The 15326-nt window shown below is 40.5% G+C and carries 15 protein-coding genes; 12 read left to right on the forward strand and 3 right to left on the reverse strand.

What is annotated here, in order from left to right; all coding sequences use genetic code 11:
• Window positions 1–4: 4 nt before the first annotated feature.
• The 12 genes from WC848_01740 (at window position 5) to WC848_01795 (ending at window position 12289) form a co-directional block, all read left to right on the forward strand.
• On the forward strand, window positions 5–244 hold the full coding sequence (locus WC848_01740) for a hypothetical protein (protein ID MFA5961385.1): 240 nt from the start codon (window positions 5–7) through the stop codon (window positions 242–244).
• An 11-nt stretch (window positions 245–255) separates the two neighbouring features.
• Window positions 256–843: a PH domain-containing protein gene (locus WC848_01745; protein ID MFA5961386.1), complete on the forward strand. Its 588-nt coding sequence runs from the start codon at window positions 256–258 to the stop codon at window positions 841–843.
• Between the two features lie 10 nt (window positions 844–853).
• Complete coding sequence (locus WC848_01750) at window positions 854–1249, forward strand: NUDIX domain-containing protein (protein MFA5961387.1); 396 nt, start codon at window positions 854–856, stop codon at window positions 1247–1249.
• 56 nt (window positions 1250–1305) lie between these two features.
• On the forward strand, window positions 1306–3147 hold the full coding sequence (locus WC848_01755) for a lamin tail domain-containing protein (protein MFA5961388.1): 1842 nt from the start codon (window positions 1306–1308) through the stop codon (window positions 3145–3147).
• An 86-nt stretch (window positions 3148–3233) separates the two neighbouring features.
• A complete protein-coding gene (locus WC848_01760; GenBank protein ID MFA5961389.1) occupies window positions 3234–3950 on the forward strand; it encodes a YebC/PmpR family DNA-binding transcriptional regulator in 717 nt (238 codons plus the stop codon).
• A 181-nt stretch (window positions 3951–4131) separates the two neighbouring features.
• Window positions 4132–4641 carry a crossover junction endodeoxyribonuclease RuvC gene (ruvC, locus tag WC848_01765; protein ID MFA5961390.1) on the forward strand — a complete coding sequence of 170 codons (510 nt, stop codon included), beginning with the start codon at window positions 4132–4134 and terminating at the stop codon, window positions 4639–4641.
• A gap of 41 nt (window positions 4642–4682) precedes the next feature.
• A complete protein-coding gene (locus tag WC848_01770; protein ID MFA5961391.1) occupies window positions 4683–5348 on the forward strand; it encodes a 7TM domain-containing protein in 666 nt (221 codons plus the stop codon).
• Between the two features lie 15 nt (window positions 5349–5363).
• Window positions 5364–6758 carry a sugar-transfer associated ATP-grasp domain-containing protein gene (locus WC848_01775; protein MFA5961392.1) on the forward strand — a complete coding sequence of 465 codons (1395 nt, stop codon included), beginning with the start codon at window positions 5364–5366 and terminating at the stop codon, window positions 6756–6758.
• Entirely contained in the window at window positions 6759–7745 is a 987-nt protein-coding gene (locus WC848_01780; protein ID MFA5961393.1) for an ATP-grasp domain-containing protein, read from the forward strand.
• Window positions 7746–7773: 28 nt separating this feature from the next.
• Window positions 7774–8688 carry an ATP-grasp domain-containing protein gene (locus tag WC848_01785; protein ID MFA5961394.1) on the forward strand — a complete coding sequence of 305 codons (915 nt, stop codon included), beginning with the start codon at window positions 7774–7776 and terminating at the stop codon, window positions 8686–8688.
• Entirely contained in the window at window positions 8685–9638 is a 954-nt protein-coding gene (locus tag WC848_01790; GenBank protein MFA5961395.1) for an ATP-grasp domain-containing protein, read from the forward strand. Before WC848_01785 ends, WC848_01790 begins: the two co-directional genes overlap by 4 nt.
• Before the next feature lie 86 nt (window positions 9639–9724).
• Entirely contained in the window at window positions 9725–12289 is a 2565-nt protein-coding gene (locus tag WC848_01795; protein MFA5961396.1) for a transglycosylase domain-containing protein, read from the forward strand.
• Between the two features lie 75 nt (window positions 12290–12364).
• Here WC848_01795 and WC848_01800 read toward each other — a convergent pair whose 3' ends face one another.
• The 3 genes from WC848_01800 to dnaN form a co-directional block, all read right to left on the reverse strand.
• Window positions 12365–13765, reverse strand: coding sequence for a hypothetical protein (locus tag WC848_01800; protein MFA5961397.1), 1401 nt, complete (start codon window positions 13763–13765; stop codon window positions 12365–12367).
• A gap of 75 nt (window positions 13766–13840) precedes the next feature.
• Window positions 13841–14086 (reverse strand): DciA family protein, encoded by a 246-nt coding sequence (locus WC848_01805; GenBank protein MFA5961398.1) that lies wholly within the window; start codon window positions 14084–14086, stop codon window positions 13841–13843.
• Window positions 14087–14131: 45 nt separating this feature from the next.
• Entirely contained in the window at window positions 14132–15292 is a 1161-nt protein-coding gene (dnaN, locus tag WC848_01810; protein ID MFA5961399.1) for a DNA polymerase III subunit beta, read from the reverse strand.
• Window positions 15293–15326 lie beyond the last annotated feature (34 nt).

Genomic DNA, 15326 nt, shown 5'->3' on the forward strand with positions numbered 1-15326 from the left:
AAATATGATAGTAATTGTCTATGGATTTTATGCGCTTTTTGTTCTGATGTATCTTCTAATTTCTTTTTTTGTCGTCTATCATTTGATCAATTATGCCATCAATTCACATTTCAGCAAACTGATGGTCTCTATCTTCTCATTCGTTTCCATTTTTCTTTTCATCTCGAACGTCGCGTTATTTTTCTCCGTCGATTGGAGTACGACTCTGATTAATTTTTTGCCTTCCAATTTTAATTCTTTCTAATTTTTTCACCTATGCAAAACTTCAATCAATTTCATTTCAAAGGACAAAAAGACGGCGAAGAGATTCTCATGGTCGTGCATCGGCATTGGTTCGATATCTTGAGCCAGTTTTTCATTATTTTTATTATGCTCCTTCTGCTTTTTGGCAGTCTTGTTTTTGCTTCTCAAATCGTTGACTCTTCCAATGGCGCCATCAGCCCAAGCCTTTTTCTTTTTTTAGAAAATATTTTTCTCATTTTTATCTGGTTGTTTTTCTTCATCATTTGGATCGATTATTATTTTGATGTTTGGATTGTCACCAACGAACGAATTGTGAACATCGAACAAAAAGGTCTTTTTTCTCGCGGTATCAGTGAACTGGAACTAGAAAATATCCAAGACATCACGGTGGAAGTCCAAGGCATCATCCCCACTTTTCTCAACTACGGCAATCTCTATGTCCAGACCGCCGCAGAAAAAGAGCGTTTCATCTTCAAACACGTGCCCAATCCCTATGCCATCAAAGATTTGGTAATGAATCTGCAAAAAAGTTATGAGAAAAAGGAAGCGCACAATCTCGGCGCCGTCATCCGCAAAGAAATTCATGATGAATTAAATTAGTTTTTAAGCTATGAATAGACAACGCGTAGCTGCAGTGATAATCCAAAATAAAAAAATTCTTCTAGTCAGGGATGATAAAACTATTTTTTTTGGTATACCGGGTGGAACACTTGAAGACAATGAAAATCAGATTTCTGCGCTTACTCGCGAAATATTGGAAGAAATTGGCGTTCCATTGGAAAAAGCTCGGTATTACTATTCTATTGATCATACTAATCAAATTTACAATGTGCCACAAACCGATCATATCTACATTGTTTCAATTAAGGGAATCCCCATTCCTTCTTCAGAAATAAGTGAGCTTGGATGGTTTTCGAAAGATGACCTTGAAAATAAAACTGTGAAGATTTACCCGATATTTTATGACAATATTTTTCCAAAATTAGTCAAAGAAAATTTTTTATAAGTTTTACTTCATAAGAGTTTGGGGTGAAGAATAAAAATATAAAAACAAAACTAAGTTTGTTTCTATTTTTGTCAGTGCTTATCGCAATTGTTTTTTGTTTTTGGAAAAATAGCTCCGCTGACGAAACGTTAAAAATTACCGCAATTCAATATAGCGGCGGAACCGGAAAGACCGATGAAGATTTTATCGAAATAACCAACAATTCAACTGCTGATATCGACCTCAATGGATATCGGTTGGTCAAGAGATCCGCAACAGCGAGCAAAGACACCAATATAAAATCCTGGACGAGTGCTGTCATTGTTCCCGCTGGCCAAAAACACCTTTGGGCAAACAGCCAAGATGGCTTCGCAGAAAAAATTAAAGCGAACTCAAGCACAACAGAAACAATTTCTGAGGGAAACCAGATCGCCATAAGATTAGGAAAAGTCGATGAAGGCACAATCATCAACAGTATCAATTGGAAAGAAAACGACGAAGAAGAAAATCCTGACGATGAACCAGAAGAAGAAAATTATTCCGGAAAACTAAAAATAAATGAAATTTTTCCTGCGCCGAAAACCAAAAACGAAGGAAAAGAATTTGTGGAAATCATCAACACGTCAGATGAAAAAATCGATCTTGCCGGAATGCGGATCGAAGATGAAAAAAATCATAAGGTAAATTTTCCCGAAAAAACTATTGCTCCGTTGGAGCTTTTTATTTTAGAAGGAAACTTCGAACTGAACAACACTTCCTCTGACACCGCTTTTCTCATTGCCAAAGATAACACCAAGGAAAATCCGATCGATGCAGTAAGCTATGAAAAACCCAAATATGACTACGCCTACGCCTTTGATGGCATCGCCTGGCAATGGACAAAATTATATACACCTGGAACAGAAAATAAATTTGAAAAATTGCTTTCCGGAAAAATAAAAAAAGACTCAAAAATTTATGCCAATGTTTATGCTAATTTTGAAGTGAAAGCAGATAGTGCCGCGCAAAAATTCACCTGGAATTTTGGCGATGGCCATAAGAGCTATCTCAAAAAAACGCGCCATAAATACAAAAAAACTGGGACGTATGAGGCCTCACTCAAAATCACTGGCGACGGCAGAGAAAATCTTTTGAACTTCACTGTTAAGGTAGAAAAATTTGGAAAAACTAAAGTGCAAATAATTTCACTATCGCCGAATCCCCAGGGAAAAGATAGTGTTGGAGAATGGCTGGAGATTCTCAACGGCACGAAGAAAAAAGTGAATCTTAAGAATTGGAGCATTGCCACTGGTTGGGAAAAATTATACAACCATCCAATCGCAAAAGATTTTATCCTGAAAGCCGGCGAAACAAAAATGCTGACGCGCAAATTTTCCGCATTCTCCCTGGGAAACAAGCAAGCCAAAATTGAACTGCGTTATCCCGATGGAAAAGTGGCGGACAAATTAAAATACGACCACAAAAATAAATCGATTTCCGAAGACGAGCTTTATCAAAAAACAGGCAAGAGCTGGCAATGGATCTTGTCACCAAAAGACACAGAACCTGCCCGCAATGCTACGCATAGCGTTGCAGGCGGGGAAAGAACAAACTATACAAAAAACAAGCCCGTAGCTATTGCGCCTGAAGTTAAAATCGAAGAACCGCTAAAAGCCGACTTTGATTTGTCCGATTTGGGAAAATCAACCAAAAATCCCTCTTGGCACAAAAAGCAAGAAAATCAAATAACGCTACTTTTCGCCGGATCAAATATTTCACCAGTGAAATTATTAGCTCAAAATCAAGGGCAAGTTTTGGGAATTTCTACGATTAAGCTCGTCCCAAACATTTCCCACAAAGAAGCCACCGCTCTTAACTTTTTTGACCAACTTTGGAAAAAAATCAATGCGAAATTAAATGAGTTTATATTGTTATTTTGAAATAACTTTTTTCCTTGAATTTATCCCCCCAAAGTGCTAAGCTTAAATCATACTAGACACTAAATACTAGCTACCAAATTACTATTATGTCCGGACACTCACATTGGGCGGGAATAAAACAACGAAAAGGCGTTAATGACGCAAAACGTGGCAAGATTTTCACTAAATATGGAAAGTTAGTCACGATTGCGGCGCGCGACGGCGGTGGAAAACTGGACACCAACTTTCAACTCAGAATGGCCGTTGATCGGGCACGGGCGATGAATATGCCCAAAGAAAATATTGAACGCGCCATCAAGCGTGGAACGGGCGAAATCAAAGGCGCGATGATCGAAGAAATCCTCTATGAAGCCGTCGGTCCAGGCGAACTGATGCTCCTCATTTCCTGCACGACGGACAATAAAAATCGCACAGTTTCCGAAGTAAAAACTATTCTTACAAAAAATAATTCCAAATTAGGCGAAAAAGGCTCGGCAATGTGGAATTTTGAACAAGTCGGCAGCATTAGCATTGATCTGGAAAATAAAGACGCGGATGAACTGGAAATGCAAGCCATTGAAGCTGGTGCCAAAGATACGATTCTAGAAGAAGAAATTTTGAATATAATTACCGACCAGAAAGATTTTGCCAGAGTGCGAGAAAATATTGCCAAAGAATCGCTTAAAATACTTGATTCGGGCCTGATTTATCTGCCCAAAACCACCATCACGGTTCCTGAAAAAACCCGTGAATCCTATGAAAATCTCATGGAACTACTGGACGACCATGAGGATGTGAGTGAAATTTATAGCAACTTAGCGTAAGCCAATATATCCCCTTCTCCATTAGGGAGAAGGTGGCCGAAGGCCGGATGAGGGAAAGGGCTATATATTAAGAAAAAACTGGCTTTGTCTAGATATCAATAACCCATTGCCCTTTCCCTCACCTGTCACGAGTACGTGACATCCTCTCCTTAAGGGCGAGGAGGCTATTTCAAAGAAACTCATGAAAATTTTAGGAATCGACCCGGGCACAGCCACTACTGGCTGGGCCATCATTGAAATTAAGGAGGGAAAGCTCTTGCCTTTGGCATATGGCCACATCAGTACGGCCAAAGAAAACAGCGATGCTGAGCGCATCTTGGAGGTTTCTGACGACTTGGCCAAGATCATCAAAAAACACAAACCTCAGGAATCTGCCATTGAAAGCCTCTTTTTCTTCAAAAATCAAAAAACGGTCATCCAAGTAGCGCAATCCCGCGGGGCAATCCTCTTGACTTTAAAGCAAAATAGTGTTAGAGTGTTTAGTTACACACCGCTCCAAGTCAAACAAGCTCTCACAGGCTATGGCCGAGCAGAAAAAAAACAGATGCAACAAATGATCAAAAGTGTTTTGCACTTGAGTTGCATCCCAAAACCCGACGACGTGGCTGATGCACTGGCAATTGCTGTGTGTCATGCTAACAGTCGCGCCATAATTAGTCTAAAAAATGACTGCGCCAGCCGCCTCCGCTAAAGCTAGGGCAAGCCGAGGACCGCTAAGCATCAAAGAGCCATATGAACGAACTAAATTTCCACGTCAGTCCCGTCTTGACTTTTTTTCTCAATGAGGGCGTGCCGTTTGAAACGATCAAACTAATCTTAATGCTTCCGATCATCGCCACTTTGATTGCTTTTTTGCGCCAGGTAATTGGAATCAAGGCGTTTGGTATCTACACCCCGCTTCTCGTCACATTCGCCTTCCTCGCGACCAATGGCATTAAATATGGCATCGTAATCTTCGTGATGATCATTCTTATCGGCATGCTGATGAGGATCGCTCTTAAATCTTTCCGCTTACTCTACTTACCGCGCGTAGCTATCATGCTTACAATCGTTGCACTTTCCATTCTCGTCATGCTGGCGATCGGCGGAAGCCTGAAGAGAACCGGTCTAGCTTCTGTTTCCATCTTCCCGATCCTGATTATGATTACTCTAGTGGAAAAATTCATCGCCGTGCAGATTGAAAAGGGCGACCGCGCAGCTATCCTTTTGGCCGCCGAAACATTGATCATTTCTATTTTAGGCTTTTATCTTGCTAGCTGGGAGGTATTGATCCACTTTATTGCCAGCTATCCCGGAGTTATCCTTTTTACCATTCCACTCAATATCATGTTTGGTAAGTGGACCGGTCTTCGTCTCACGGAGTACTTGCGTTTCGGAGAAATTATCAAAAGAAGTTAATTTAAGGAGGAGCTTATGTTTGAATTTATTAAAAAAAGCCGCGGAATCCTGGGAATGAATTCCCGAAATTTGGAATACATCCGCCCCCTCAACCGTACTTCCGCCAAACGCTTGGCGGACAACAAACTTTTGAGTAAGCGTATACTCAAAAAAAATGATATCGCCGTCCCCACGCTTATCGCCCAGATCAAGTCACTTGAAGATCTGGATAATTTTGATTGGCAAAAATTACCGGATAGTTTTGTCCTAAAGCCTAATCGCGGATTTGGTGGTGAAGGTATCATTGTTATTTATGGCCGAAAAAAGCACCGTGACGATGCCTGGGTCAAAGCCGATGGATCAATCATCACAATCAACGATCTTAAAAATCATACCAGAAATATTTTGGACGGCTCCTATTCCCTCTCGGGCATTCCTGATACGGCCTTTTTTGAAGAACGCTTGAAACTTTTGAAACTTTTTAAACCCTATGCCTTCAAAGGCATCCCTGATATCCGCGTCATTGTTTTCAACAAAATGCCAATCATGGCAATGCTCCGGCTTCCTACCAAAGAATCTCACGGAAAAGCTAATCTCGCGCAAGGCGCAATCGGAGTCGGCATTGACTTGGCATCCGGCGTGACAACGACAGCCGTGGCCGGTAAACAAAAAATTATTGAATATCTGCCTGGCACAAGACTCTTGCTTTCCGGAATCAAAATCCCCTACTGGATGGACATTTTGACGCTGGCCGTCCGGTCACAAGAAATTTCCGGACTAGGTTTTCTCGGTGTCGACATTGCAATCGACAAAGAGCGCGGACCGGTCATTTTGGAAATTAATGCCCGACCAGGACTAGCCATTCAAGTCGCCAATCTCGATGGCCTCAAGTGGCGTTTGAAAAAAGCGGCTGGAATCAAAATTAAGACCGTCAAAAAAGGCATCCGCGTCGGCATGGATCTATTCGGAGGAGAAATTGAAGAAGAGGTGGAAGAAATTTCCGGAAAAAAAGTGATCGGCACGGTGGAAAAAGTGAAACTGATCGGCAAAGATGGCAAAGAAATTGAAGTCGAAGCGAAAATTGACACGGGCGCCGACTGGTCTTCGATCGATAATGAACTGGCCAAACAGCTTGGTTTCACGGAAACGATCGAAGAATTTGAAAAGTTGAAAATGCCCTATGAAAATTTGAAAAATCTAGACAAAGAAAAACGCTGGGCAATCTACAAAAACGTTCCTGATATCGCATCTACCATTCCCGTTAAATCTTCCAATGGCTACACTTACCGCCCGATGATCAATATCGAATTTGTGATGGACAATGTGACCACTACGACAAAAATCACCCTAGTCGACCGTTCACATATGCATTATCCGATGATTATCGGCAAAGTCAATCTGAAAAAATATTTAATCGACGCAAGCAAATAAATGATCAAAAACCCACCACTGATAAAGAAAGTTGTTGAAGAAATGGGAGGAACTTTTGAAGAAGTCATTCCAGAACGAGGTTGCTATAATATCCATGTCCGCGGCAAGGTTTTTTTAATTACAAGAAAATTCAGAATTGCTAAAAACTTCATCAGCATCGCCGGAGCAACGACCCATAAAGATCTGACCTACACATTACTCAAAAGACGTTCCTTACCGACACCAACGACAGTGTTCTTTTTTAGAAAAAATTTCCAAACAGAAGATGCTGAGAAAAAAATAGCCAGCCTTAACTTTCCCATAATTATCAAAGACGCCTCTGGCTCAAACAGCCAGGGCATTTTTCCCTACATAAAAACTCCCAAGGAAGCGCAGTCCATCTTGAAAAAAGAAATAGTCAATTTCCGCTCTTTAATCGCTCAAGAAATGATCTTTGGCAAAGAATATCGCGTACTGATGCTTGACGAGAAAGTCATCGGAGCGCTCGAAATGATCCCCCCGAGAGTTTTCGGCAATGGCTGCTCGACCATCCAAGAGCTCATCGAAGAAAAGCAAAAAAGTACGCACCGCAAGACTCCGATCGATACAACGCTAGAAAAAATATTGCAAGAGCAAGGCTTTTCTTTTGACCATATCCTAGGCGTTGGAGAAATCGCCTCGATCAAAAAAAGTTCTTCGCTGGCCGAAGGAGGAGAAACTCGTGACGTCACGGAACTGGTCAATAAAAAAATTGTTTCCATCTGCGCCAAAGCGGCTGATGCTATTGGCGACTATCTGGCCGGCATCGATATCATCTGTGAAGATATTTCCGCCGACCCAAAAGGCCAAACTTTTGGAATTTTGGAAATCAACGGAAAGCCCGATATCTATATCCACTACAACCCGACCTTTGGAAAATCTAGAAACGTCATCAAAGACATCATAAACTTCATCCTAAAACTCAGCACGACGCAAAAAAGCAATTTGTCTAAAAATAAAGATTGTTAGATCGAGCTGCGACCACTAAACTTTATTTATGAAAAAAATCCTCCTCATCGGGATCGGGGAAGAAACCAGTCCCAAGCAGCCAGTCATGACTGCCTTAAAAAGAACAGGCCTGACCTATCTATACGCAAAATGGTCTGACCTATCTTTCTGCGGAAAAACTGTCTGCCTGAAAAATGTCGAGCTGGATCTCAAAAAAATCGGTTCTGTTTTTTTTGATATCTTCCGCTTTCCCATCACAAAAAAAATAAGCCGGAAAGAATTTCAATTCAATCTGGAAAACGAATTTAATGTTTTTCTTAACCTGTTAGAAGAAAAAAAGATCTACACGCCAAACAGCCAGTTCTTCCTGCAAAATCCTTTTTATAACAAATTTTCCCAGATGCACCTTTTTGCTTCGAAAAAAATTCCTACCATACCGACAGTCCATCTCTGTGACAATACGCCGGAAAAAGTTTCCGCCGCTCTTGGAAAACAAGGTTTTTCTTTTCCCCTCGTAGCCAAAGAAAGTTATGGTGGAGGCGGAAACAAGGTTTGGAAACTGTCCACCAAAAAAGAACTTGACGCCTTTGTCGAAAACCGCAGAAACACAAATATCCTTTTCCAGCCCTACATGAAAAATGAAGCTGATTATCGAGCAATCGTGATCGGAGGAAAATGCCTCGGCCTGATGAAAAGAAGTGCGCAAAAGGGAGAATGGAAAAATAATTTTTCCCTTGGTGGTAAGGTGGAGAAACATACTGACGCAAAAATGAGCGCCTTTGCTGTTCGTGTGTGCAAAAAATTAGGCCTCGAATCGGCCGGGCTCGATATCTTATCCACAAAAACGGGTTTTATCATTATAGAAATTAATTTATTTTTCGGCATTGAAGGTTTTCAGTCCATCTATCCAGAAATAGCTGTGGCTGAAAAAATAATCCACTTAATCAAAACTAAAACCATATGAAAAAAGTGATGATCCTTTTTGGCAAAAGCGATTGGAAAAAGGCCAAGCCATTTAGCAATAAAGACTATCAATATTCCTACGAGTATTTCTATTCGCTCTGCAAAAAAAATAATATCCAGATGTATCGCGCCTCCTACGAATGGTATGATTATGAAAAAAAACTTTTCAAATTTGCTTGGCTCTATGAAGGCGAGGGCGGCAACTGGAAAAAAGTGGAAAATATCCGACCGGATCTGGTCTATGACAAGACCAAAGCGCGGCTGGAAGTTTACCACAAAAAAGAATTGATCGGCGCGAAATATCCGTTCATCAATGATTTGAATTTTACCCGTCTCATCGATGACAAATTTACCACTAGCCTGATTTTCAGCAAATGGTCAAAAAAAAGTTGGATCATAAAAAACCAGACTGAGTTGAAAACTATCTTGCCCAAAATAAAATCTACCAAACTAGTCCTAAAGCCACTCAGTGAAAGTGGCGGGAAAGATGTCCAAATCGTGGATAAAAAAAATATTGCCGGACTAAAGATTGAGAAGGAAAATATCGCCCAAGAATTCATTAATTCTTCTCAGGGAGTCCCAGGAGTGAGCAAAAAGATGCACGACCTACGTCTAGTTTTTGTCAATGACAAACTGATCTATTCCTACATCCGCGAACCGAAAGAGGGCAGCTTTCTGGCTAACCTTGCTCAAGGCGGATCCCTTGTTATTGTTCCAAAAGAAAAACTGCCCGAATCACTCTCTCCAATCATCGCCTATGCCAATGAAGTTTTTACCACTTTCACTCCACGCGTCTATTCGATCGATCTGATGTTTGATGAAAATAAAAAGCCTTGGATAGTTGAACTCAACTCGATGCCTGGACTGTTTTTTACTCCGGAAGAAAAACCGTATATGCTAGAAATGTATCAGGAACTGCTTGATATTTTTAAGAAAAAATTGCAAAACTAGCCCTATTTCCCCCAAAATACTTAGTCTTGATATTTCCCCCAATTTAGACTAAACTATAGGCAACCTAAATGGCCTAATTTTATTGTATGCAAAATATATTTTCACCGCGTAATTCTGGCTTGCCTAAGCGAAAAAGGTTTAATCTTCCCTGGAAGCGACTCTTTCAGGTTTTTGGCGTCTTGATTGCTATTGGATTTTTAGCTGTTATCGGCATTTTTGCCTATTTTTTCAAAGATCTGCCCGATCCGGGAAAAATCAATAATCGCTTCATTGCTGAGTCAACAAAAATTTATGATCGCACTGGCGAACATCTACTCTATGATGTCCATGGTGAGGAAAAGCGGACGCAAATTACTTTTGCCGAAATGCCAGATGTCCTGAAATACGCGACAATCAGCCTAGAAGACCAAGATTTCTATAGCCACCATGGCATAAAACTAACCTCGATCTTGCGTTCGATTTTTAAAGATATCGTGAATCTAGGAAAAGCCCAGGGAGGATCAACAATCACCCAGCAATTCGTCAAGAATTCCCTACTTACCAATGAAAAGACGCTGATCCGAAAAATCAAAGAGGTCATCCTTTCATTGGAACTGGAAACAAAATTTTCCAAAGACGAGATTCTCACGATGTACCTCAATGAAATTCCTTATGGCTCCAACGCCTATGGTGTTGAGGCGGCAGCGCAAACTTTTTTCGGAAAACCCGCCCGCGAGCTAACGCTTGATGAAGCCGCTGTGATTGCTTCCCTCCCCCAAGCCACCACCTACTATTCCCCCTACGGCTCCCACACAGATGCTCTCATTGGACGAAAAAGTTTCACCCTAAAAACGATGGCAAAGTTGGGCTACATCACAGAAGATCAGGCGAATGAAGCCATTAGCACAGAAACACTGAGCAAGATAAAACCTCAGAAGGATATTTTTGCCGCCCCACATTTCGTGATGTATATCAAAGATTATCTTCAGGAAAAATATGGTGACAGTGCCGTAGAACAAGGCGGACTCAAAGTTTACACCACTCTTGATTGGGACAAACAACAATTGGCCGAAAAAGTCGTGAAAGAGGGGGCAACAAAAAATTCCACCACCTACAAAGCCGCCAATGCCGGTCTGGTCGCGATGGATCCAAAAACCGGGCAAGTCCTGGCGATGGTTGGTAGTAAAGATTATTTTGCTAAAAGTGAGCCTGATGGCTGTATTCCCGGAAAAAACTGCGTCTTTGAACCTAATGTTAATGTGGCTGTTTCTCTTTTGCAACCAGGGTCATCTTTCAAGCCCTATGTCTATCTGACCGCTTTTGAAAAAGGCTTTACGCCGGAGACCAATATTTGGGATGTGGATACTAATTTCAGCACGGATGACGGAAAAATTTATGACCCAAAAAATTATGATGGGAAAAATTCGGGACTCCTCCAAATGAAAGATACCTTAGCGCGATCACTCAATGTTCCGGCGGTTAAGACGCTCTATCTGGCTGGCGTGAAAGATTCGATCAACACGGCCAAAAGTATGGGCATCACCACTCTCAATGAGCCGGATCGCTATGGCCTTTCTCTTGTTTTGGGTGGCGGCGAAGTGAAACTACTTGACCATGTCAATGCCTTTTCCACTTTTGCCACCGACGGAATTCATCATGATACGACTGCAATTTTACGTATCGAAGATAGCAAGGGCAATATTTTGGAAAAATACACCGAAAATCAAGGATCCAAAGTAATTGATGAGAAATACATCGCCATGATCGATTACATCCTTTCGACCAACGCACTACGTGCACCGGTTTTTGGCGAGAAAAGTCCACTTGCCTTCACTGATCGCGCCGTGGCCGCTAAAACCGGCACGACCAATGAGTGGCGTGATGGTTGGACAATGGGCTACACGCCATCGCTCGCCGTCGGTGTTTGGGCGGGCAATAATGACCATTCCATTATGAAACAAGGCGCCGATGGAGTTTTTGTGGCCGCTCCAATTTGGCGAGCCTTTATGGATGAAGCACTTAAAAACACTAACAAAGAAGAGTTTCCCAAATACGAACCGGAAGACACCGACAAAGATGTGCTTAATGGAAAACTTTCCATGAAAAATGAAGTCAAGGTCTGTGAAATCCCCGGGAAAGACAACAAATACTGCCTCGTTAGTGACGCTTGTCCGAACAACAAAGCCAAAAAGAAAAAATTTGCCGATGCGCATAGTATCCTTTATTACGTCAACAAAGACGACGTTCGAGGAGATGCGCCGAAAGATCCGGAGAAAGATCCACAGTTCAAAAACTGGGAAGACGCCATCAAAAAATGGCTGAAAGATAACGACTATTCCACCGACAGCGCACCGACGGACAAATGTGAATCAAAAGATTTCTCTAAATATAAAATCAATATCGAGAGCATTTCCCCTTCCGGCGGAACAATTAGCACTGGCTCATTTTCCATCTCAGTCAAACTCTCCGCTCCCTATGGAGTTAAAAAAGCCACAATTAAAGTTGATGGCAATGAAATCGCCTCCAATGATAATGATTCTTTCAGCGCCAACTACACCGTGCCGAGCGACAAATACAATTCCAGCCTGGAGATCAAAGTGGACGCGGAAGATGATAATGGCAATTCTGATTCAAAAAGTGTCAGAGTCAATACTGCCATTGCGACACCGTAAATAGATTTTTAGACTTTGCACAAAAAAACAGCTTCGACGATTTGTCAGAGCTGTTTTTTATTTTGTTTTGTTTTCCTATCTATTTTCCAACATCTCTGCTTTTCTTAAAGCATATCGCCAGCCCTTTTCAGTAAGATTAATCAATTGCCCAAAACTTCCAACAACCCCTTTTGTGTTAGTATCCTCCATTCCTCCTAATTGGATCATTATATTGCGACTACTCTCTCCTAGATTTCTAATGCCATATGCCACCCGCCTTAAGCTATCAGAATTATCCCTGATCATGCCTATCCTTGACGAATCTTTTCCGATAGTATTAATAGCAGCCACTACCCCCATGATGGTCCGCTCGACATCCTCCGGCTTGCTTTTTTTGTTGCGCAACATATCTTTCAGGTCATCTGCCGCATGACTCAAATAGCCAATAGTCCTTGGATCAATTATAGGCGAAAGATTGTCACTCTCTCTTCTTCGTAAAGTATTTGCCAAATCCCTCGCATAACCAGAAAATTCATACATCCTAATTTTTTCTAAAGCCACTTCCGCCGATTTTTGCTCACTATTTTCTCCATTTTCTTTATTTTCTATCTCATGAAAATTGTCTTGCTCCACATCCCTAACAACACTAGCTTCGGCTTCTTTTTCCTTTATGATCGCCTGCTCTGGACCGCCAACAACTTCCTGCCTCAACCTATCTTCCTGCTCTTCCTCCAAAGGCTTTCCAGTTTGGTTGGCATTTTCTGTCCTTTCCTCAATTTCAACTTTTAGCTCATTATCTTTGTCCTCTGGCCTATCTGCAAGATGCTCTCCTATTTGACTTCCAGGCTTTTCTTCAATTATCCGATCAATTGGACTTTTTGTTTCGCCATATTCCCTATTTAAAAAAGATTCCATCAATTCTCCCTGTTTTTCTTCTTGCTTTTTAATTTCTTCTTCCACTTCGATCTGACGAATTTTATTTTTTTCAAGTTCCTTGTTTGCCGCGGAGATACTTGGCGCTTTTTCAACATTCTCATCTGAAATGCCTAATCTTTTTCTAGCTTTTTTTATTTCAACAGTATCTTTTTCAATTGACCCTACCAATTGTTGCTCACCCTTAGAAAGACCGTGTTTTTTGGCCAGCGCAGCCGTTTCTGGATATTTTGTGGCCTGTTGTGAAAATTCCCTTACAAATCGTTTTTTTGCATGCTCCAAAACTTCAAGCATCGGTTTTCCTCCTCCGATATTTTGAAATGGTTTCGTGCTAGAATCAACATCTTTGCCGATCAAATATCCTTTTTCATCAAGCGCGCCGGTAAATTCACGATTAAAGTACTCTTTATTTTGCGTCTTCAGCCAATCTAAGCTTTCTTCTTGTAAGATTTGATTAAATTGCGGATCATCTTCCATTCGTAAAAGTTCCTCCGCTTTTGCTTCTGGAGCTTTAAATGATTCTACTTTTCCATCCTTAGGTTTATTTTGATTATCAATGCTCATATTTTTTATATTAAATACTATTTAATCATAATGTGATTCGCTTAAATATTTTTATTTCCACTTAATCGCCTTTTTTTATTTCATCTTAATATTCTCCACCGCCTCCTCGCCTAATTCTTCGTTGATTTTTTTGATTATCCTAGCTTTATTGGTCCAAAGTTCGGCTGACCAGGCACTGTTTTGCGCTTTGACAAACAAAATTCTCTTGGCGAAATAATCTGGGGTGAATTTTTGTTTTCCTAGTTGGCCAAACTCAACTTCGATAATTTTTTTAAAGACAAAAAAAACCGTCTTATCATCCAAGACTAGTTTTTTTTGCACCCGTCTTTGGCTTAAAATATCCCCAAGCGCTCTCATTTTTATATTTTAATTTTTTATCGGCATAATAATATAGGTAAAATTAGCCAATGCCTCGCCGGTTTTTTCATCCAACTCGCGAATGGCCACTGGAGATGAATCACTATTCGCCGATAAAGATAGTTTATTGGAATTAATCACATTAATCCCTTCGAGAAAATATTTCAGATTAAAAACAATCTCTTGAGAGTCTCCCTGTGCCTTAAAATCAATTTCTGTTGAGTTTTCTCCCACCTCAGCACTCTTAGTGTCAATCAGGATTTTATTTTCACTCGCGTCAATTTTAAGCACCACTTCATTGGATTTTGTACTCACAAAAACGCCGGCAATTTTCAGGGCATTTTGGAGGGTTTTTTTCTCCCCAATAATAGTGGTTTTGTAAGTTTGCGGCATAATATGCTTATATTCAGGATATTTCCCATTAATTAGGCGCGAAACCAATTTCAATTCCCCCACTTCAAAGAAAATTTGTCCCTCTTCAATAAATATCTTCACTGAAGCATCTTCAAGGTTATTGGAAATTATCCGATTCAACTCTAAAAGTGTGTTGGTCGGGATAATAATATTTTTTGTTTTTTCCACAAATTCAATATACCTCTCTTTATTTAAATTATTATCATTTAATTTTAAAATATATTCTGACAAACGAAAACCATCTGTGGCGGCAAAAAACAACTCTTTTTCCCCAAAAATAACATTCACCCCAGTCAATTCCTGACGCGCTTCATTATGCGCGACGGAAATCAAAATCTTGGAAAAAATATCTTTCAATTGGGAAATTGCGATCTCCATCACCATTTCCGTGTTTTTTTGCGGAATTAATGGAAAATCCTCTGCGGAAAAACCCTTAATAATCGCTTTCGTTGAACCATCTTTAATTTTCAAACTATTATCCACAACCTCCATCTCAATATTTTCACCCTCAATTAAGCTATTAGAAAAATTACTAAGAAGTTTAGCTGGAATGGTGATTTTTCCCTCCTTTTCTATTTTCGCTCCAATCCTCACTTCAATCCCAATTTCCAAATTAGTGGCAGTTATTTTTAGAAAACTCTTATTTGCTTCTAAGAGAATATTATTCAAAATTGGTAGTGTGGTTTGCTTAGAAACTACTCGTTCTGAATTAGTGATCGCTTTTTTGAAGTTGTCCTGTGTACAGATTAATTTCATGAGTTTATTATTATCTTATTATATATATAAAATT

This window comes from Parcubacteria group bacterium, assembly GCA_041659505.1.
Lineage (GTDB): Bacteria > Patescibacteriota > Minisyncoccia > Moranbacterales > UBA2206 > UBA9630.